The organism is Arhodomonas sp. AD133, from assembly GCF_051195215.1.
Classification (GTDB): domain Bacteria; phylum Pseudomonadota; class Gammaproteobacteria; order Nitrococcales; family Nitrococcaceae; genus Arhodomonas.
This window is the reverse complement of record NZ_JBNAZM010000004.1, coordinates 1-18,318: the sequence shown is the minus strand read 5'-3', so window position 1 is coordinate 18,318 and position 18,318 is coordinate 1. Positions and strand designations below refer to the sequence as shown.

General features: G+C 64.5%; 17 protein-coding genes, 2 pseudogenes and 1 CRISPR repeat array. Of the genes and pseudogenes, 16 read left to right on the top strand and 3 right to left on the bottom strand.

Translation table 11 applies throughout. The features are described from left to right. Positions 1 to 176: 176 nt before the first annotated feature. Positions 177 to 1,418 carry an MFS transporter gene (locus ACPEES_RS03660; protein WP_435101162.1) on the top strand — a complete coding sequence of 414 codons (1,242 nt, stop codon included), beginning with the start codon at positions 177 to 179 and terminating at the stop codon, positions 1,416 to 1,418. A gap of 119 nt (positions 1,419 to 1,537) precedes the next feature. Here ACPEES_RS03660 and ACPEES_RS03655 read toward each other — a convergent pair whose 3' ends face one another. Beyond that, positions 1,538 to 2,338, bottom strand: coding sequence for a hypothetical protein (locus ACPEES_RS03655; protein ID WP_435101161.1), 801 nt, complete (start codon positions 2,336 to 2,338; stop codon positions 1,538 to 1,540). A 474-nt stretch (positions 2,339 to 2,812) separates the two neighbouring features. Between ACPEES_RS03655 and ACPEES_RS03650 the strand changes: the two genes are divergently transcribed. Continuing rightward, complete coding sequence (locus ACPEES_RS03650; RefSeq protein ID WP_435101160.1) at positions 2,813 to 3,955, top strand: Card1-like endonuclease domain-containing protein; 1,143 nt, start codon at positions 2,813 to 2,815, stop codon at positions 3,953 to 3,955. 43 nt (positions 3,956 to 3,998) lie between these two features. On the opposite strand, the pseudogene ACPEES_RS03645 reads toward ACPEES_RS03650, so the two are convergent. Together ACPEES_RS03645 and ACPEES_RS03640 are read right to left on the bottom strand one after the other, a co-directional pair. Next, a pseudogene (locus ACPEES_RS03645) lies at positions 3,999 to 4,565 on the bottom strand (IS3 family transposase); the annotation flags it as partial. Positions 4,566 to 4,595: 30 nt separating this feature from the next. Then, a pseudogene (locus ACPEES_RS03640) lies at positions 4,596 to 4,823 on the bottom strand (transposase); the annotation flags it as partial. Positions 4,824 to 4,966: 143 nt separating this feature from the next. Here ACPEES_RS03640 and csm6 point away from each other — a divergent pair. The 14 genes from csm6 to cas2 all read left to right on the top strand — a co-directional run bounded on the left by csm6 (position 4,967) and on the right by cas2 (position 17,787). Next, a complete protein-coding gene (csm6, locus tag ACPEES_RS03635) occupies positions 4,967 to 6,106 on the top strand; it encodes a CRISPR-associated ring nuclease Csm6 (protein ID WP_435101159.1) in 1,140 nt (379 codons plus the stop codon). Positions 6,107 to 6,179: 73 nt separating this feature from the next. After that, positions 6,180 to 7,199 (top strand): RAMP superfamily CRISPR-associated protein, encoded by a 1,020-nt coding sequence (locus ACPEES_RS03630; RefSeq protein ID WP_435101158.1) that lies wholly within the window; start codon positions 6,180 to 6,182, stop codon positions 7,197 to 7,199. Positions 7,200 to 7,216: 17 nt separating this feature from the next. Then, a complete protein-coding gene (gene cas10, locus ACPEES_RS03625) occupies positions 7,217 to 10,144 on the top strand; it encodes a type III-B CRISPR-associated protein Cas10/Cmr2 (RefSeq protein WP_435101157.1) in 2,928 nt (975 codons plus the stop codon). Beyond that, on the top strand, positions 10,141 to 11,307 hold the full coding sequence (locus ACPEES_RS03620; protein ID WP_435101156.1) for a type III-B CRISPR module-associated Cmr3 family protein: 1,167 nt from the start codon (positions 10,141 to 10,143) through the stop codon (positions 11,305 to 11,307). Before cas10 ends, ACPEES_RS03620 begins: the two co-directional genes overlap by 4 nt. Positions 11,308 to 11,318: 11 nt before the next feature. After that, complete coding sequence (gene cmr4 / locus ACPEES_RS03615) at positions 11,319 to 12,227, top strand: type III-B CRISPR module RAMP protein Cmr4 (protein ID WP_435101154.1); 909 nt, start codon at positions 11,319 to 11,321, stop codon at positions 12,225 to 12,227. Continuing rightward, on the top strand, positions 12,227 to 12,610 hold the full coding sequence (gene cmr5, locus ACPEES_RS03610; RefSeq protein ID WP_435101153.1) for a type III-B CRISPR module-associated protein Cmr5: 384 nt from the start codon (positions 12,227 to 12,229) through the stop codon (positions 12,608 to 12,610). Before cmr4 ends, cmr5 begins: the two co-directional genes overlap by 1 nt. Before the next feature lie 4 nt (positions 12,611 to 12,614). Further along, positions 12,615 to 13,838 (top strand): type III-B CRISPR module RAMP protein Cmr6, encoded by a 1,224-nt coding sequence (gene cmr6 / locus ACPEES_RS03605; protein WP_435101152.1) that lies wholly within the window; start codon positions 12,615 to 12,617, stop codon positions 13,836 to 13,838. A 25-nt stretch (positions 13,839 to 13,863) separates the two neighbouring features. After that, the gene (locus ACPEES_RS03600; RefSeq protein WP_435101151.1) at positions 13,864 to 14,097 is read left to right on the top strand and encodes a hypothetical protein; all 234 of its coding nucleotides are present in this window, start codon (positions 13,864 to 13,866) and stop codon (positions 14,095 to 14,097) included. Continuing rightward, positions 14,094 to 15,005: a CRISPR system precrRNA processing endoribonuclease RAMP protein Cas6 gene (gene cas6, locus ACPEES_RS03595; protein ID WP_435101150.1), complete on the top strand. Its 912-nt coding sequence runs from the start codon at positions 14,094 to 14,096 to the stop codon at positions 15,003 to 15,005. Before ACPEES_RS03600 ends, cas6 begins: the two co-directional genes overlap by 4 nt. Beyond that, complete coding sequence (csx16, locus tag ACPEES_RS03590) at positions 15,002 to 15,298, top strand: CRISPR-associated protein Csx16 (RefSeq protein ID WP_435101149.1); 297 nt, start codon at positions 15,002 to 15,004, stop codon at positions 15,296 to 15,298. The genes cas6 and csx16 overlap by 4 nt, the downstream gene beginning before the upstream one ends. Before the next feature lie 82 nt (positions 15,299 to 15,380). Further along, entirely contained in the window at positions 15,381 to 15,662 is a 282-nt protein-coding gene (locus ACPEES_RS03585; RefSeq protein WP_435101148.1) for a CRISPR-associated endonuclease Cas2, read from the top strand. 7 nt (positions 15,663 to 15,669) lie between these two features. Next, positions 15,670 to 16,635 (top strand): CRISPR-associated endonuclease Cas1, encoded by a 966-nt coding sequence (gene cas1 / locus ACPEES_RS03580; protein ID WP_435101147.1) that lies wholly within the window; start codon positions 15,670 to 15,672, stop codon positions 16,633 to 16,635. A gap of 4 nt (positions 16,636 to 16,639) precedes the next feature. After that, on the top strand, positions 16,640 to 17,431 hold the full coding sequence (locus ACPEES_RS03575; protein WP_435101146.1) for a hypothetical protein: 792 nt from the start codon (positions 16,640 to 16,642) through the stop codon (positions 17,429 to 17,431). 2 nt (positions 17,432 to 17,433) lie between these two features. Continuing rightward, the gene (cas2, locus tag ACPEES_RS03570; RefSeq protein ID WP_435101145.1) at positions 17,434 to 17,787 is read left to right on the top strand and encodes a CRISPR-associated endonuclease Cas2; all 354 of its coding nucleotides are present in this window, start codon (positions 17,434 to 17,436) and stop codon (positions 17,785 to 17,787) included. Positions 17,788 to 17,821: 34 nt separating this feature from the next. After that, a CRISPR array of direct repeats spans positions 17,822 to 18,277; the repeat unit is 36 nt; unit sequence GTCGGAGAGGTGCCCCCGCTCAAAGGGGATTACGAC. Positions 18,278 to 18,318 lie beyond the last annotated feature (41 nt).

Here is an 18,318-nt window from a genome sequence, read left to right as displayed (position 1 = left end):
CCCGTGCAGTTGCGACCTGTGCTGTTGTAACGCGGAACGCGAGTTTGAGTGCTCAAGTGCACTCGAGGTCAAGCACATGCGTGCCAACGGCAACAAAAACCCTCTATATGGATTTGACAGGTTAATCCGGCGCCTGCTCAAATCTAACCTCCTTTCTATTATTCAGAGGTTACAAAATGACAACCACAAGTCACTTTGCCGGCGCCCGGATGGTGACGATCTCCTTTCTGGTACTGATGGGGGCGTTCGGGCTGAACCTCTCCGCCGGGCAGTTCTTCGCGCCACTGCACGACGCTCACGGCTGGCCACTGTCGACGCTGAGCATCGCCGTTTCGGTGAACATGCTCGTGTGGGGCGTTCTTCAGCCCTTTCTCGGCCGGCTGGTGGACCGTATCGGGCCGCGCCCGGTCATCGCCGCCTCCGCCGCGTTGATGGGCGTGGCATTCCTGCTGTCGGCGACCATCGAATATCGCTGGCAGTTCTTTCTCTACTATGGCGTGCTGACCGCCGTGGGATTCGCCGGCTGCGGCTCCATGGCCAACGCGGTCCTGGTGTCGCGCTGGTACGTCGCCGGGCGTGCGAAGATGCTCGCGCGAAGCTCCATGGGCATCAACATCGGCCAGCTCCTGCTCCTGCCCCTGGCCGGATGGCTCATCTTCGTGGGCGGTACCGAAACTGCGTTCGCGGTGCTCGGCGCCGCCATGCTGGTCGTCGTGGTCCCTGCCGTAATCGTCGGTGTGCGGAACGACCCCGGTGACGTGGGTCAGACACCCGACGGGGGCGGACACACCGCCGACGGCGCCAAGGGCACTAGTGCCTCCTTCGGCGAGGCCATGCAGTCACTGGACTTCTGGTGCGCCACCCTCGGTTTCGTGACCTGCGGTTACTCCCTGTATATGGTGGCTATACACCTGCCCGGCTTCGCCGTCGATCTCGGCGGCAGCAAGGCCCTGGGCGGCACCCTTCTGGGAATCGCCGCCGGCGCCAGCGCCGTGAGCATGTGGGTGCTGGGACAGCTCGCTCCCCGGTCCGGCAAGAAAGCCCCGCTGATCGGTCTGTACGTGGTTCGGGCGGGCGCGCTGGCCTGGCTTGCCGGTGCCCACGAGATCTGGCAGCTCTACGTCTTCGCGCTGGTCTACGGTGCTGCCTCGATTCCCATCATTCCGCTGAAGACCGGTTTGATCGGGGATCGGTTCGGCGCCGGCGGCCTGGGAGCGATCCTCGGCACCGCCTGGTTCGTCCACCAGATATTCGCCGCCGTGGGCGTTTACGTGGGCGGCGCGGTGCGCGAGTCGGCTGGCACGTACGGCCCGGCATTTGCGTCGGCGGCTGTGCTGCTGGTGATTGGCGCCGCGGCGACTGTCGCCTTCCGTGGGGTTCGTGCGGCGGGCCCGGTTACACAGACGAGCCGGGCCTGATGGCGTCTTGTCCGTAACGACGAGGCGGGGCGCATCGCGCCCCGCCTCGGGAAGTGCCAATACGGTCGGCAGACCGCAACGCAACGCCCGGTTTCAAGCGCCGGGTGAACACCTGCGCGCTAACGCGGAACCAGTGCCACCTCCGCGTCGGTGCGCAGCACTGCCCACCAGCGATTGCCGTGGTTGCTGTCGTATCCGGCGAGCACCTCGTGCGCACATGCCGCGGGTCGGGCCGGCGGCTGGGTGAGCCAGGCCGGGTTGTATGGGCCGTCCACCATGCAACGGTCTTTGGCAATTGGCCGCCATACGCCATCGCCGCGTTTCACGCCCAGCGTGTGCGATTCTGCATCGATGCCGTCGTGGGCAGTGAACTCAACCACATACGCGTCAGAAACGGCGTCAGCGAGATCCCAACGCTTGGTAGCGCCTGCCGGCAACGTCACCGGTGCTTTGGCCGTCCCATCGGGCTGGCTGCCTTCCAGGCCCACGTCCGCCTCGATGTCCTTCGCCGCACCATAAGCACCGCTGAATGTGCCCGTCTGCTGCTGCGTGCCGCTAACGATGAGCACGTCGGTTGCCGTGCCTTGCTCCTGGCGTTGCCAGCTCAGCGTGAGGTGTTCTTTCAGATCGATCGTCGTCTCCGGGATATCCACCTCGTACTGCGTCTCTTCGTTGGGCACGATGCGCTCGGCGCCGTTGAGATTCGGCGTCCACGGCTGATTGAGCTGAAAAAGGTACTGGTAGGCAAGTCGCATGAGGCCGTTCTGGCTTTCGGCGCGACTGAACCCCGGTGTCCACTCAAGGCTTCGAGTACGGCTTTCGACTCGGTTGAACGTGTCGTTCATGCCGCCGATCAGGCGAGCGGTCGAACCGTCGCCGGCGAAGCACTCGTTGGTCCGGTACTGCGGATCCAGCACCATGACGGGACGGGTTCCTGGCGGTATGGAGTTCGGGTAGACAATGCGCTCACAGCGGTCGGTGGTGCGCGAAAAGCGATCCAGCAGATGCCAGTCCGGCTCACGAAGCTCCTTGGGGCCGTCCTCGTTCGCCCTGATGGCTTGGACTCATTGAGCGTCGGAGAGGTGCCCCCGCTCAAAGGGGATTGCGAAGCGTCTTCCTCTTCGTCGTCCTAGTCCTCTACGAGGGCTTACGGTTCAGGTTGGATTCCGGCTAGCCGACGATGTCAACGCGGCTGCCATCAACGTCCAGGAGGTGTTCGGAGTAAATCCGAACGGAACATTCGATATTGATGTTCACCCGTAATCGCCGGGTGGCGGCGACCGCGTCCAGATGGGTGACAGTGGCCGGCGCCCCCTCTAAGCTTTTCAACAAGCCGCCTATTCTCCGGTGAGAGAAACTTCGAACACAGAAGGGGCACTACCGCGGGAGCCGCGATGTCGCAACTACATATACTGCTGGTCTCCGATCAACTACTGGGCAATATCATCCCCACGCTCATGGATCGTCCCGACGAGGCCGCTCTGATCGTGACCCCCTCCATGACCGAACAGGCCAAGCGTCTCACTGAGATCCTTGAAGCTTCCGAGATTGAGGTTCATCGCTTCGATGGCGCCCCCGACGTCGAACTCCCGAAACTCGAAGAATTCGCCTTGGACGTCGTCTCGCAACTGACGCACGACTCCCGCACCTTGGTGCTTAACCTCACCGGCGGCACCAAGCTGATGGCCATCGGATTTCTGGAAGTGCTACGTAGCGAAGTCGACTGTTGCATATACACCGATACCGCTCACGGCCGCCTAGAGATGCTGCCGACGGCCGGGCAGCGCAGCGCTTCCCGGCCCGTATCCCCCGTGCTGGACGTGCGCACCCACCTGCTGGCTCAGGGGTTTCGCGTCCGCAAGGCGACATCCGACGATAGCAGCTGGCAAGAGGTTGTTCGCGAGAGAAAACGCGTCTGCAAGCAGCTCGCCAAGCATGCCGAAGAGTGGGCCGGATTTCTCGGTGCCTTGAACGCCCTGGCCAGCCAGGCGATGAGCGGCGACGAACTCATTGAGGCGGAACAATCCTTTGACGAAACGCCTCGGCGCCGATGGGCCACAGCCATGGACTGGCTGCGCGCAGAGGGCATGCTCGACTGGGACGGCGGCGCTGCAGTGATGTTCCTTGACGAGGATAGAACGCGTTTCCTCAACGGGGGTTGGCTGGAGGAATACGTCTACCATTGGCTAGTGGATGAGGGCGTCGATGACGTCGCGCTAGGCGTGACTGGCACCTGGGATGGAACCAACGGGGCACGTAATGAGTTCGACGTGGTGGCGGTGCATGCCAACCGACTGCTGGTCGTGGAGTGCAAGACAAACCGTCACGGTCGAGACGAGGCCTCGGACGATCGCCAGCTCTACAAGCTCGACAGTCTCAGCAAGGCAGTACGCGGCTTGTTCGGCCACACGTGGTTTGTCACCGCGCGCGAGCCCGCGAAAGCGATGACCAAGCGCGCGACCCAGCACGGTATCGAACTGCTCGGACCATCACAGCTGCCACGGCTGCGGGAGGATGTTCAGCGCTGGCTTGGCTAGGTAACGCCTGGGAGTGACTAGGTCCGACGATCGCCGGGTTGCCCTACCGGCAACAGTGAAGTTGCCCCGCTTCTGGTGGACGGTTTCGGGCTTTCGCAGGAATCTCCGGTTTGGCAAGCCTCCTCTCGTAGTTGATCGGTGAGTGGTAGCCGATGGCGGAATGGCGCCGGTGCGGGTTGTACCAACCCTCGATGAATTCGAAGACCGCTCGGCGGGCCTCAGCCTGGTCGCGGAAGCGATGACGGGCGAGCAGCTCGCACTCGAGGGTAGCGAAAAAGCTCTCGGCCATGGCGTTGTCGTAGCAGTCGCCGACCGAGCCCATCGAGGGGCGCACGCCAGCCGCCCGGCAGCGCTCGCCGAAGGCCAGCGAGGTGTACTGGCAGCCCTGGTCCGAGTGATGGATCACCCCCTCGGGTCGGCGCTGCATGAGCGCCATCTCCAGGGCATCCACGACGAGCTCGGTGCGCAGGTGCGTGGCCATCGCCCAGCCCACCACCCGCCGGGTGCAGGTATCCAGCACCGCGGCGAGGTACAGGAAGCCCGCCCAGGTCGGGACGTAGGTGATATCAGCGACGTACACCTCGTCAGGGCGCTCGGCGGCAAACTCCCGCGCCTCGCGCAGCCGCTTGACCTCCTGGCGCAGGCGCCGCAGCTCCTCTTGCTCCGCACTGCTTGGGCCGTCACTGCGTCGGCCGCTGTCGCGGTCAGCCTGCGTGACCCAGTTGCGAATGGTCTGCGCCGAAGGCTCGAACGCCCGGGCGAGCGCTTCAGGCGTGCGTCCGGCACGCACCAGGTCGATCATCTGCTCCCGGAAGGCTGCCGGGTATGGGGGTCGGGATACTGGGATCGTGAACTCCGATTGCTTCACAAAGCCTCGGATGTCCACCAAGGCGGGTCAACTCCAACAGGTCACGGCGCTGAAAGTTTGCCGGCCCCCCACAGTAGGACTTGGACACGCTAGTCTGCCGGCATCACTACACGGGCGCACTAGCGCACTAGAAGAACATGCCTATGTCGTATCGTGACATCTTGCTCTGCGTGACGGGCCTGACTCCTCAAGTCGTGACCGAGACGCTCTATGCGCTCATCCAGGAGCAAACCGAGGGGGCCGACGCCCGGGTCCCGGAGCGCGTTGAAGTCATCACCACGACGGCGGGGCAGCGTCGCATCATGCTGTCCCTCTTTTCGCAATCGGGCGGGCAAGGCTACTTCGATCAACTGTGCGATCACTACGGCATTCAGCGCGGCGATATCGTCTTCGATGCCACCTGTATTCACGTCATCCACGATCGCGATGGCCGCCCGCTGGCCGACATCGTCAATGGCCAGGACAACGCTGCAGCCGCGGATCTGATCAACGAGCGCATCCGAGCGCTCACCGGTGATAATGACGTCCGCCTTCACGTATCGCTCGCCGGCGGGCGCAAGACGATGGGCTTCTACGCCGGCTACGCACTCTCGCTCTACGCACGACCACAAGACCGCCTATCCCACGTTCTCGTCAATGCCCCGTTCGAGTCGCACCCTGCTTTCTTCTATCCACCGCCGCAGCCCAACACCCTCGTGCTGCCGGGCAACAAGGATCTGGCCAGCACGGCGGCTGCGCAGGTGCAGCTTGCGGATATTCCCTTTGTTCGCCTCCGCAACGAGCTCGATACCTCTCTGCTCCAGGGCGATTTGAGCTTCAGCGACGTGGTGGCGCGCGCTCAACAGATCCTCGAGCGTCCGGATTTGCGAATCGACGTTGGCGAGCGGCGCGTGTGGCTTCAAGGGCAGCGTGTGGATCTTTCGACTACACATTTCATCTGGTTGACGTGGTTCGCGCTTCGCGCCCGCAACGGCGAGCCGCCGGTGGGATTCGACGAGGACGCGGTGCGGGCGCTCAGCGCGGTCATGGACTGGCTGGAGGGCGATGGTCCCTCCCCGGTCAAGGACGGCCTCGCGTCCGCCCTGGACGAGTTCCGTGACACGGGCAAGGCGAACTACTTCGACCGGACGCGTTCACGCCTCAATAGCGCGCTGGCTGAGCGAAGCGGCCTGCACCCCATGGTCGTGGAGCGCTACCAGATCCACTCGCGGGGTAACCGCCCCCACACCGTATACAGCCTCAACTTGCCACCAGAGCAAATCCTCATCGAGGGCGAGCCATGATCGCGCAAGTTTTCCGCCGAGCCGCCCACGGCTGCGGGCCGGTTAGCCTGCTCGCAGCGATGGAGCTGACACCATGAGCATGGAACAAAGACAGTACACGATATCGTTTCTCTCGCCGGCCTTCCTCGGGGATGCCCACCAGCGCGGTGTGTGGCGAACCCCGCCTTTCAAGGCCGAGCTACGCCGGTGGTGGCGCATGGCCATGGCCGCGCGCCCTGACACAACGCTGCAAGCACTGCGTCGCACCGAGGGCCAGCTCTTCGGTGACGCGGCGGGGCACCAAGGGCGCAAAAGCAGGGTCCGCCTGCGCCTCCGTGGCGCCCGTGCCTGGCACGCCGGCACCCTCGTGGAGTGGTCGCCGAAGGGCGGGTCCAAGTCGCTGATGGTAACAAGCGGGAAGACGGCGGTCCCCGCCGATCTGTACCTGGGATACGGGCCGATCGAGAACCGGCCCCGCGTCGGGCCGGGCCTGCGCAACGCCCCTGCCATCGATGCCGGGGAATCGGCCACGCTCGCCCTTGCCTGGCCCACGGGCAATGCCGGTGCGGACGCATTGGACGAAGCCCTGGGCTTGATGAGCGTCCTGGGCTGCGTTGGCGGTCGAAGCCGCAATGGTTGGGGATCCTACGTGCTCGAGTCCTCACCGACGATTGACTTGTCGCGGTATGCCCATGACTGGCGCACGGCCATCGATGCGAGTCAGTGGCCACAGTACATCGGTCGCGACGAGCACGGTCTGCTGCTGTGGCGCTCGGCCCCGAGCGCTGGGTGGGAGCCCTTGATCCATAAGCTCGGTGAGATTCGCAAGACGTTGTGCACCAAGGCGGGGCCGCTGCGCCCCCTGATGTCTTATCCGGTCACCAATAAAACTCAGCAGGGTTGGACGAACACCGACCGCGTGCCGAACAGCCTGCGTTTCAAGATCGTCATCGACGACGATGGGCAGTTGCGTGCCCAGGTCGTGCATCTACCGCACCGGCCTGCCGATGAATTGTGGAACCGGTTGGATTCCACGGTGAAGCAGCAATTCCCGGCCCTGTGGCAGGACGCTCATGAGCGCCTCGACGACGAACTCGAGCGGGTGTCACGATGACGCGGGAGAGGAACGCCATGGACGACACGCTGGCTCAGACCAAGCTCTACGCCCGTTTGCACGATCCCGCGGAGAAGGCGCTGGTTCTGCTCCGGGACCCTGCCGGCCATGAAGGCGGCAGTACCCGCAGCCTGTTGGCGGATCTCTTCGGTAATGCCCTCCCCCTGGACGCCAAACACTGGGTGAAAAAGGCCGACTGGTGGGCATCCGCAGCCGACCGACCGCAGTTCCCTAGAGCCAAGCGCGACGGGCGCTTCCCGCGGTGGGCGCAGGTTCAATTCGCGGACAAGCCGGTTATCAAGCATCCGCTGACAGGCGAGGAGCTCAATCTCCACGACAGTGGCGGCCTCGCGGATACCGATATTGCCGAGATCAAAGCGCAAAGCCTCCGTCACTTCCGGTCACTGACGCAGACAAGCGAGTCGGGTGACATCGACTGGCAGCGTACGTTGCTGGCCTACTGGCGCTTTGGACCCGAGCACCGCCTGAGCGACGATACCACGGCACTCGGCGAACTCTGGCGGCGCTTGCCCGCCGATACGCGCATCCCGGATCACACCATCTGGGATCACGTGGATCTCGCCTCGGCGTTCGCCGGCGCGTTCCAGGCGGACGGCAACGGCCGGTGTGCCCTGCTCCATGTTGCCCTGGGTCCCGTCCAGGAGTTCATCGCCACCGCCCGGTCCACCTCGGACCTCTGGGCCGGCTCGCATCTGTTGGCCCGCCTGTCCTGGGAAGCCATGCGCGTTGTCTGCGACCGCCTCGGTCCTGACGCGATCCTCTTTCCCAACCTCCGCGGTGTACCGCAGGTCGACCTTTGGCTGATCGAATCGGGTCTTGCGCCGTCTCTCTTCGACTACGAGGACTGGAAGCGACGCGTCGCCACGGATGCCAATCCGCTATTCAGCGCATCATTGCCCAACCGGTTCCTCGCCATCGTGCCGGAGGATCAGGCCAAGGCGATTGCCGAGGCCATCCAATCTCACGTTCGCACCTGGATGCACCAAACCGGCCGCCGTGTGGTCACCGAGCTGCTCAGCATCGCGGCGCTGCCGGGAGGCGAGGACGTGCCGGCGTTCGCTCAGCTCGACGAACAGCTGGCGGGTTTCCCGGAGGTGTATTGGAGCGCGGTGGACTATGACGCGCTCACGGCGGACAGCTCGGACGATGGCGCCGTCGACAGTGATGCCCTTCACGAAGCCTTGCTCACGATCCAGGGCAGCGCGTCGGGGACGCCGGGGTTCCTCGGCAGCGCGGCCTGGCGCGTCCTGCAACGCCCGGTGGACCTCTCGGATCCTGAGCACGGCGAAGCCGCCGTGTTCTATCGCCCCAACCCCGGGGTGCTGTTCCCGGCGGCCTATGAGCTCGGCGAGCGCATCATGGGCGCCACCAAGGCGGTGCGGCCCTTCGACAGCCTGTCACAGCATGGCTACCGGTGTTCGCTCACGGGCGAGACGGAATGGCTCACTCATGACCGCGACCATCTCGTCCTGCCGCCCGGGCAGCGCGAGCAAGCCAACACCCTCTGGACCCGCGTAGGCCGTGAGCGTCCCGCCCTGGCGCGCAAGGGAGAGCACCTAGGCGCGCTCGCCGCGATCAAACGCCTGTGGCCGACGCTCTTCTGCCAGGATATCCGTGACGTGCTCGGCACCGAGCGTGCGCCGCAGCGATTCGTCGTCTCCACGCACACCATGGCGCTGAGCACCTCGTTGCTGAATGGCTCGGTGAACACGGATGCGCTTTCTGACGCGGTGAAGCACGACATCGCGGCAGAAGCGCCCGCGGCCCTCCCCCACAGTCTCGCCGCTCAATTGCGCGACCGCCCAGATAGGGACATCCTCCACCGCCTCCCGACGTGGCTGGATCGCCAACGCGACGAAGACGACGACGCGGAGCGTACGCGCCGAACCGCGGAGGCTGTGCTGGGCAAGAACCCGGAAGCGTACTACGCCCTGGTACTCATGGACGGTGACAGCATGGGCAAGTGGCTCTCGGGTGACCCGGCGTTCGCGATACCCTACGGGCGCGCGTTCCACCCGGATATCCGCAAGCAGCTCGCCGACCGGTTCGCTGGCAACCAGGCCCTGCAGGATTATCTCTCGTCACCGCGCGCCGTCTCCCCGGGCCGGCACATCGCCATCTCGAGCGCGCTCAACGACTTCGCCACCGTCATCGCTCGGTGGATTGTCGAGGAGCGGCATGCCGGTCGCATTCTCTACGCCGGCGGCGACGACCTCATGGCGATGCTGCCGACCGCCGATGTTCTCTCCGCGATGCGGGAGCTGCGGATGGCGTATTCCGGCCACGCCCCGGAGTCCCTCCAGGACGATGGCGCAGATTGGCTCGGCGCCGGCTTCGTGCGCCGCAAGGGCCGCATTCACCTGTGCATGGGAAGCGGGGCCACCGCCTCTATGGGGGCGGTGGTGGCGCACCACCAAGCACCCCTGCTGGCCGTCCTGCAGGAGCTCAAGGCTGCGGAACAGCGTGCCAAGCGCGATGGCGACCGTAACGCCTTCTCGGTCTCCGTTCTGAAGCGCTCCGGTGGCGCGCTGCGCTATACCGGCCGGTGGTCGACGATGGTGGAGAGCGGCACCGACGAGATGACCACGCTTCGCGAGTTCGCCCATGCCCTGTGGTCGAAGCCCGAAGCCTCACGGCGCGCCGCGTACCACGTCAATGATTGGCTCACTGACCTGCCCGAACCGGCCTCACTGCCACCGACCGATGGCATGCAGGCGTACCTGGCGTCGGTGTTGCACTACCAGTTCCAGCGCCAGGGCCTGGAAAAGGCGGATGCGCCCATTCACTCCCGACGCCTGGCCGCACTCGCGCAGTACTCGGCGAGCGGTGAACCGCTCACCCACGCCACGCCCATTCGCGAACGCCTCAGCAACCTCGTCGGCGTCGCCGAATTCTTCGCACGCGAGTCACGGAGGCCGACATGACCGAATACCGGTTCATCGAACCCTTCGACGTTCTGCACTTTCGGGGCAACCCGCTCTTCGGCGACGGTGGTGCCGCAGGCAGCGCTCAGATGCCCCCCTGGCCCTCCGTATTCGCGGGCGCGCTGCGCAGCCTGATGCTGACAAGCGCCGGCATTGACCCGGCGGCTTACGCTCAAGGCCGTGCAACGGCGGATGGCGACGTACCCACGGCTTTGGGCACCCCGGATGCCCCGGGCGCCTTCACGCTGGAGACGCTCACGCTGGCGCAGCGACGTGGTGAGCGCATCGACCCGCTCTTCCCGTTGCCCGCCGATCTGCAGGTCTTCAACGGTCGAGGCGATGGGGCCCGTATCGAGCTCCAGCCCCTCGAGCCGACCGTGCTACCCGCGGGTATTGCAAGCAGCGCGCCCCTGCCGCAGACGCCGCTGCTTCGCAGCGATACCCGGGCCAAGCCACTTAGCGGCTACTGGCTAACCGCTGAAGGATGGCAACAGCACCTGCTCGGACGCCTTCCGGCTGTCGAGCAGTGTGTCCCTTCAAGCGCACTCTGGCAGCTGGAGCATCGCCTTGGCATCGCCCTGGATCGCGAGCGCCGCAGCACGATCGAGGGACAGCTCTACACGAGCGATGCCATCCGCCTAGGGGGGAGCACGCGTAGCGTGGGGTTTCTCGTCGGCGTTGGCGGGGTGTCGGAGGGCGCTCTGCCTCACAGCGGTGTGTTGCGCCTAGGCGGTGATGGGCGCGCTGCCTCCTTGAGCCAAGCGGACGAACCCGGGCTACAAGCACCCGACTTTGATGCGATTCGCACCGCTGGGCGTTTTCGGATCGTTCTCACAAGCCCCGGCATCTTTCCGGAGGGGTGGCGCCTGCCTGGCCTCAACGACGACAACGTCTGGCACTTCGACGGCGGACACGCCCGGCTTGTCTGCGCCGCCGTGCCCCGCGGCGGCATCGTCAGCGGTTGGGACCTCGCAAAGCGTCAGCCGAAGACCGCCGAGCGCGTTGCCCCCACGGGCTCGGTTTACTGGTTCGAGGGCTTTGAGGGCGACGTGGAAGCCCTTCGAAAACTTGCCAAGACCGGCCTATGGGGGCTGAGCCCCGATAATGACGACGCGATGCGCCGAGCCGAGGGGTTCAACCGCTTCGCCATCGCCAACGCGTGAAGGACGACACCATGTTCGAGAAGACAGCCGCCCTCTTTCTCTACTGCGTCAGCCCCGTGCACATGGGTGCCGGATCCGCCACCGGTGTGATCGACAACCCCATTCAACGTGAAGCGCATACCGGCCACCCGAGCTTCGCGGGGTCCGGCATCAAGGGGGCGGTACGCCACGGGTTCGCTGCCCTGGGCGGGGATCCCGCAAAGGAGACTCAGCTCTTCGGCCCGACACCACAGCGATCGGAGCTCCACGCCGGCGCCGTAAGCTTTGGGGATGCACAGCTTGTGGCATTCCCCGTGCGATCTCGCCGCCAAGGCTACGTGTACGCCACCTGCCCCATGGCGCTCTCTCGGCTCAGCAGACTGCTGATGATGGCCGGCATTCAGGCTGGATGGCCCCAGGCGGCCGTCGACGAGGGTTACTGCCTGACTACCGCGGACGGTATGGAAGCGCTGACGGACACTGGGGACAAGCTCCATCTGGAGGTTTTCGAGTATCAGGCAAAGGCGGATCCCGCCGCCGAGCAAGTCGCCAACTGGCTGTCCACCAACGCGTTGCGTGACAGCGAAGGCTTCGCCTATTTCCGGGATAAACTGGCCCGTGATCTCGTTGTGCTCTCGGATACGGACTTCAACTACTTCACCCACAACGCAACGCTCGTCGAGCCACACGTGCGCATCAACCCGGAGACGGGCACCGCCGACGACGGCGGTCTGTTTTACGCCGAGAATCTCCCGCCGGAGGCGATTCTGGTCGCGCCGCTACTGGCCTCGGGCGAGCGCACCGGCGAGGCCACCATGAACGGCGACGCCGTGATGGGGCAGGTGCGCACCGCCCTCAACGGTCATCGGCTGCTCCAGATCGGCGGCAATGCCACCACCGGTCGCGGCCTGGTGATGACCCAACTCGTGGAGGGTGAGTGATGACAATGAGCCTGGAGCAGCGCCGCGCAGCCGACGCCTGGTCGGTCTGTGAGGACTGCGACAAGTCCTTTGTTGCCCTCGCCAAGGGGGTTCCGGCCCTAATCATGAACAGTGGCCTCATGCAGACGCTTGCCTTCCTCGAGAGCAAGGGTGAAGCGCACCACAAGGACCTGGCCCGGCGACTGCGACTGTGGCTTGTCGGACAGTTCCCCGATCGCTTCGCGGCGAACCCGTCGCGTTCCAGCGATCCCGGGTATGCCGCATTCATGGAAGCGCTCATGAACGCCGAGCCCCGCGAGTTTCAGGCGCTGACGGGCGAGGCGATGGCCTGGCTGCGCTGGGTTCGCCAGATCGCGCCCACGCGGCAGACACAGGAGTCGTAGTCTGATGGCTGGCCCGATTAACACTGCCCGCGCGGCCGTTCCCGCCTATCTGGGCAACGATTTCCGTGACGCCGCGCCGGGCCATCGCTTTTTCATGTACCTCCGGCTCTGGGACAGGGAGTGGAACAAGCTCCAGGGTGCTGCCAGCGATGAGTTGGTGCAGCTCACGCATGACGATCGCGCCCGCATGAAGGCGCTCGCCAATCGTCAGCGTTGCCTCGCCGAAGAGGCTGAAATGTCGACTTGGACCGATATCCTGTCCATCCCGGCGCGCAGCCACTCCCCCTTCACCACGGGTCTCGGCCTTGAGCACCCCCTGGAGAACGGCTTTACGTTTCTCACACCGTACGGTCTGCCCTACCTTCCTGGCAGCTCGGTCAAGGGGGTGCTGCGGCAGGCCGCACGGGAACTCGATGAGGGCAGCAACTTCGAGCTGACCGACAAAGACTGGCACCGCGCCGACATAGACGCGTTATTCGGCAGTGCCGGCAAGGCAGAAGACCCATCCGCCGAGCTGGACCGACGCCGCGGTGCGCTGGCGTTCTGGGACGTCATTCCAGTGATCCCCGATGGCGCCAACCTTCAATGGGAGGTGATGACACCCCACCACGGGGCCTACTACCGTGACCCTGACGGCGGCACGCCGCCGCATGAGAATACGCCGCCGCTGCCGATCTCGTTTCTCACAATACCCGTTGGCAGCCAGTTTCGTTTCGTGGTGCAGTGCAACCGAGCGCTGCTCCGCGACACCGCCCCCCACCTGCTCACCGACGACCACTGGCAGACGGTCACTCAGGCGCTCATGGCGCACGCGTTCTCCTGGCTCGGCTTCGGTGCCAAGACCGCCGTTGGCTACGGCGAAATGGCGATTGACGAGCAGGCCCGGGAGGAGCAAATCCGCCGCAGACAGAAAGCCGAGGACGAGCGCAAAAAGCAAGCCGCGCGTGCCGCGATGGCACCGGGGGAGCGTCTTGCCGCCGACTTCCTGGAGCACAAGTCGGATCCGGGTCAGGCGGAATACCGCTACCTCCTGGAGCGGCTGGATGCCGGCGAGGTGCCTGCGCACACGGTGCCTGAATTCGCCGACGTCGTTCTGCGCTGCCTCGATCAACGTCGATCGAAGGTGAAAGGGCTCAAGAACAAGAAAAAGCGGGAGAAGCTCCTGGAAGAGCTCGACCGCCACGAGCAGCGATTGAACGCCTATGCCCGAGGCGACGGGCACCACTGAATCGCGACCGCCAAGGGGGCGCCGCATGGACGGCCTACCTGTCCACGGCAAGGTCGATTACTCGATCCGCCATGAGGCGACAATGTTGGACGTCGATGTCATGCAGACAGACAGCGAGGACCGGCGCATCACCTACACCCCCCTGTCGTGGAACAGCCACGAGCCAAACGTCATAGTGCTGGACTGCTCCAAAGGACCGACGCAGGCCGCGGTGGGAACGGCTTTTGGGGCCGACAGTCGTGACATGAGCCGGCCATGATTCGCGTGCTGCCGTTGAAGCTGACCTTTGAGGCGGAGTCGACGCTTCGCTTGCCCGACTATCCAGGCGCTCTGTGGCGCAGCGCTTTTGGCGCTCGTCTTCGCCGTGATGCGTGCATTACCGGTGCCGCTAGTTGCGACGGCTGCGCGGTGCGCCAGCGCTGCGCTTACGGCGCGGTGTTCGAACCAGCCCCGACAAGCCGATCCCTGGGGCTGCTCCAGCAGTTCCAGGACCTTCCGCGTCCCTACGTCATCTCACCGCGTCACCGCGGTGGTGAGTATGGCGCAGGCCATCGTCTACCGCTCGATCTCATTTTGACCGAGTCGGCGCTGCCCCACTTCAAGGCCGCCGAGACCGCCTTCTCGCGGCTTGAACTCCACGGTACCTGCATGCGCATCATCGACGTCGCGGTCTGCCCGCCAACGGAGGACACACAACCGGCTGCAACGACAGCCGCCGGCTCGACGGGCTACCCCATCGATGCGCCGCCGGCTCCCGGCACGGCGCGAATCGTGCTCGAACACCCACTTCGACTGCGACAGGACAAACGTGAAGTAGACGCCTCCCGTTTCACCGTCGCGGTGTTCGTCAGCAGCCTGCTACGCCGCATCTCGAGTCTGCACGATGCCACTGCCGCTGCTCCCATGCAGGCAAACTACCGAGCGCTCATCCACCATGCGAGTGAGCGCGTCCACCTGACTGATGTCCGTCTGTCTTGGGTGCACGCCGAACGCCGTTCGGCTCGTCAGCAGCGTCGCGTCCCTATGGGTGGTTTGATCGGATGCTTCACCATCGAGGGCGATCTCGAGCCCCTGTGGCCATGGCTCTGGGCCGGCCAGTGGGCGCATGTTGGCAAAGGTGCGGTCATGGGTCTCGGGCGATACCGAATAGATCACTTTGATCGATGACAACGTGGATCGTCTCGCGGCACCCCGGGGCCATCGAGTGGCTGCGTCGACGCGGCTATCGTGACGCCCACCATCTTGCCCACTTGCAGTGGCGTCGCGTTGCGCCCGGTGACGTCGTCATTGGCAATTTGCCGATCTCCCTTGTTGCCGAACTCGGGCGACGCGGGATTGCCTACTACCACCTTACCGTCCCCTTACCCCATGAACGTCGAGGTCGCGAGCTATCGGCCGATGAGCTCGAGCAACTAGGCGCGTGCCTCCAGCGCTACCAGGCGACGAAGCCCCGCGACTAGAGCGCCACGGCAAACTTCCCATCCACGCCACCGCTTCTCCGAGCCGCTAGGGTGTCTGCACGGTTCGCGCACGGAGACGCTCATGCCGAGGAAGCTCTATTTGGCCGCCTACGATGTCCGCGATCCAGGGCGTCTGCGAGCGGCGCTGACGGTCATCAAAGGTTACGCCAGCGGTGGCCAGAAGTCGGCTTACGAGTGCTGGCTCACGCACGATGAGCACCAGGCCTTGCACCGAGCGATGGACTTCGTGCTCAACCTCCATGAGGACAGCTTCATGGCTATTCCGCTCGAACCCCGCAAGCCGATCGCGACACTCGGCGTCGCGGTCAAACCCGTGGACCCCGACTACTTCTACTTCGGGTGAGCTAACCGTGGGCACACTGTATCTCGACCGTCGCGGCACCCGGCTGGACTTCGATCGAGGCGCGCTGGTGGTTCGCGAGCCTGAGGCCCCACCGCGGTCCGTTCCGGTATCCATGCTGGAACGCGTGATCATCATTGGCGGCGCCAGTGTGTCGGCCAACCTACTGACACACCTTGCGGAGCAGGGGACGAGCGTGACGATCATGCCGGGTCGGGGCCATCGTCGCAGCACCTTTCTCCATGGGCTCGGACACGGCGACGTCGCCCGGCGCCTTGGACAGTATCGTCTCGTGACAGAAGGGAAGCTCAAGGCGCTGTGGGCCCAGCGCATCGTGTGGCTGCGCATGGCGGGACAGCGCCGGCTACTCAGTGCCGCCTTACAGTACCGTCAGGATCGTCGGCGGCCGCTCTTCTCGGCCATACACGAGCTTCGGCAGGCCATGGTTGCAACGCGCGTGCAGGGCCTTTCGGTCGAACGCCTACGAGGCCATGAGGGCGCGGCGACGGCCGCCTTCTTTCGCGGATATCAGACACTATTCCCGGCTGAACTCGGCTTTACGCAGCGCAATCGACGCCCTCCCCGGGACCCGGTGAACGCCGCGCTCTCGCTGGCCTACACGTTGGTTCATGGTGATGCGCTCAGGGCCATTGCCGCCAGCGGCCTCGAGCCCATGATGGGGGTTCTCCACGAGCCCTCGTATGGTCGCGAATCCCTGGCATGTGATCTGACCGAGATTGCCAGGTGCCGCGCAGAGCGCCTCGTCTGGCGGCTGTTCGCGGAGCGAACCCTGGAAGGGCACGACTTCGTGCGCGCGCAACGCGCCGTCATGCTTGGCAAATCCGGGCGGGGCGTGTTCTTTCGGGCGTATGAGCATGCCGCTGTCGTCCACCGACGCTGGCTGTTTCGTACAGCCCAACGGTTCGCACGTGAATGCAGTGCGTTGTCCGACATCAGCGACCATCCGCGGGAGTGATCGAGTGCGCCGTCAGCAGGCCAAGACGCTTTACGTTGACGTCCGTTCAAGCGACATGGCGCTGGACGGTAATGCCCTTCGCATCACGACGGACCAAAGGGCGCCCGTGTCGGTCCCCGTGACTCGAGTGGGACGGGCGGTCATTCACGGAATCCCCGGGGGTTTGTTGGAAGCCTGCCTGGAAATCGTCGGCCATGGCGGTACGGTGCACTTCGAGACCGGTTCCGGCAAGTTGGCGGCCGTGCTGCGCAACGTCGACCCGGCCGGCAGCGATAGCGCCACTGATCTCGCCCAGGTGATCGAAGCGCACGGCGGTTTAGGGCCATTTCATTGGTGGCGCGACGCCCAGCTTCGCCACGCATGGAGTCTGGTGTTTCGCCGGGGGCTTCGCGGGGATTTCGTCAGCGCTCGCCACAAGTTCGCCCTGTACCTCAACTACTTTGCTCCCGAAGTGGCGGTCCACCACGAGCTGGGTAGGCTGGATTCGAAGCTGCATGCCTGGCTCCAGGCCGAGATCAATGACCAAGGGCTGCACCCGATTGTGCGCGCACTGGCTGCACGAGGCGGTGATATCGTCACTGTTCTCCGCGAATGCCTCGGGCTCACCAGTAGCTGGGCCTACGTGCGCTGGCGGCGACAACAACTCCAGCCTCTCACCGACGGCGAACAGACGCGGTTCTTCGAGCTGCACGCGGCGAACGCACTCCCTGAGCAACTACAGCGACACCTGCGTGCGTTGGCGAGCGAATACCATACTAGCTGGCATCGTCTTCGGGCGCCGCACTTCGAGGACTGACGTTGGCCAAGCAACGCTACGCCGACTACATCGTCTGTTACGACATACGGGACGACAAACGCCTGCGGGCCGTCCATGACTGCATGCGCCAGTGGGGCATTCCCCTGCAGTACAGCGTCTTCTACTGCCGGCTCTCGAAAAACCTGCGCAAACGGCTAATTCAGGAGCTGCGTGTCCGCATCGACGAACGGGTGGATGACGTCCGCGTCTATACTATGCAAGCGAGTGGAACGATACACTTCCAAGGTAAGGCGCCGGTTGCCAATGACTTGATCGGTTCCGAGCTGGTAGCGACCTCCGATGCGAATCACTCTCAACTTTTCACGGGTACAGCTAGCCGGAAAGACCATGTGTAACGCTATGACTGAAGTACGTTTTTTCGGCCAAGCAGTCGGAGAGGTGCCCCCGCTCAAAGGGGATTACGACCTTCTTCCGCTCTTCTTTCGTCTTCTGGGCGAGGTCGGAGAGGTGCCCCCGCTCAAAGGGGATTACGACGGCGGCGGCCGGGTCCCGCTCGCCCGAATAACTGTGTCGGAGAGGTGCCCCCGCTCAAAGGGGATTACGACACATCAACCGCGTCGAAGTCACCCTCGAACTTTAGTCGGAGAGGTGCCCCCGCTCAAAGGGGATTACGACTCTATCGGCCACCTCGTCGAGGATCTCAATCGTGTCGGAGAGGTGCCCCCGCTCAAAGGGGATTACGACCTCTGTTAAGGAAACCGAATTGCAGTACCGAGCGCGTCGGAGAGGTGCCCCCGCTCAAAGGGGATTACGACCTCTGTTAAGGAAACCGAATTGCAGTACCGAGCGGTCGGAGAGGTGCCCCCGCTCAAAGGGGATTACGACCTCTGTTAAGGAAACCGAATTGCAGTACCGAGCGGTCGGAG

What these genes read in the sequence shown, in the direction of transcription:
- ACPEES_RS03660 (WP_435101162.1), top strand. Translation starts at nt 177, where the DNA reads ATGACAACCACAAGTCACTTTGCCGGCGCCCGGATGGTGACGATCTCC.
- ACPEES_RS03655 (WP_435101161.1), bottom strand. Translation starts at nt 2,338, where the DNA reads ATGGTGCTGGATCCGCAGTACCGGACCAACGAGTGCTTCGCCGGCGAC.
- ACPEES_RS03650 (WP_435101160.1), top strand. Translation starts at nt 2,813, where the DNA reads ATGTCGCAACTACATATACTGCTGGTCTCCGATCAACTACTGGGCAAT.
- csm6 (WP_435101159.1), top strand. Translation starts at nt 4,967, where the DNA reads ATGTCGTATCGTGACATCTTGCTCTGCGTGACGGGCCTGACTCCTCAA.
- ACPEES_RS03630 (WP_435101158.1), top strand. Translation starts at nt 6,180, where the DNA reads ATGAGCATGGAACAAAGACAGTACACGATATCGTTTCTCTCGCCGGCC.
- cas10 (WP_435101157.1), top strand. Translation starts at nt 7,217, where the DNA reads ATGGACGACACGCTGGCTCAGACCAAGCTCTACGCCCGTTTGCACGAT.
- ACPEES_RS03620 (WP_435101156.1), top strand. Translation starts at nt 10,141, where the DNA reads ATGACCGAATACCGGTTCATCGAACCCTTCGACGTTCTGCACTTTCGG.
- cmr4 (WP_435101154.1), top strand. Translation starts at nt 11,319, where the DNA reads ATGTTCGAGAAGACAGCCGCCCTCTTTCTCTACTGCGTCAGCCCCGTG.
- cmr5 (WP_435101153.1), top strand. Translation starts at nt 12,227, where the DNA reads ATGACAATGAGCCTGGAGCAGCGCCGCGCAGCCGACGCCTGGTCGGTC.
- cmr6 (WP_435101152.1), top strand. Translation starts at nt 12,615, where the DNA reads ATGGCTGGCCCGATTAACACTGCCCGCGCGGCCGTTCCCGCCTATCTG.
- ACPEES_RS03600 (WP_435101151.1), top strand. Translation starts at nt 13,864, where the DNA reads ATGGACGGCCTACCTGTCCACGGCAAGGTCGATTACTCGATCCGCCAT.
- cas6 (WP_435101150.1), top strand. Translation starts at nt 14,094, where the DNA reads ATGATTCGCGTGCTGCCGTTGAAGCTGACCTTTGAGGCGGAGTCGACG.
- csx16 (WP_435101149.1), top strand. Translation starts at nt 15,002, where the DNA reads ATGACAACGTGGATCGTCTCGCGGCACCCCGGGGCCATCGAGTGGCTG.
- ACPEES_RS03585 (WP_435101148.1), top strand. Translation starts at nt 15,381, where the DNA reads ATGCCGAGGAAGCTCTATTTGGCCGCCTACGATGTCCGCGATCCAGGG.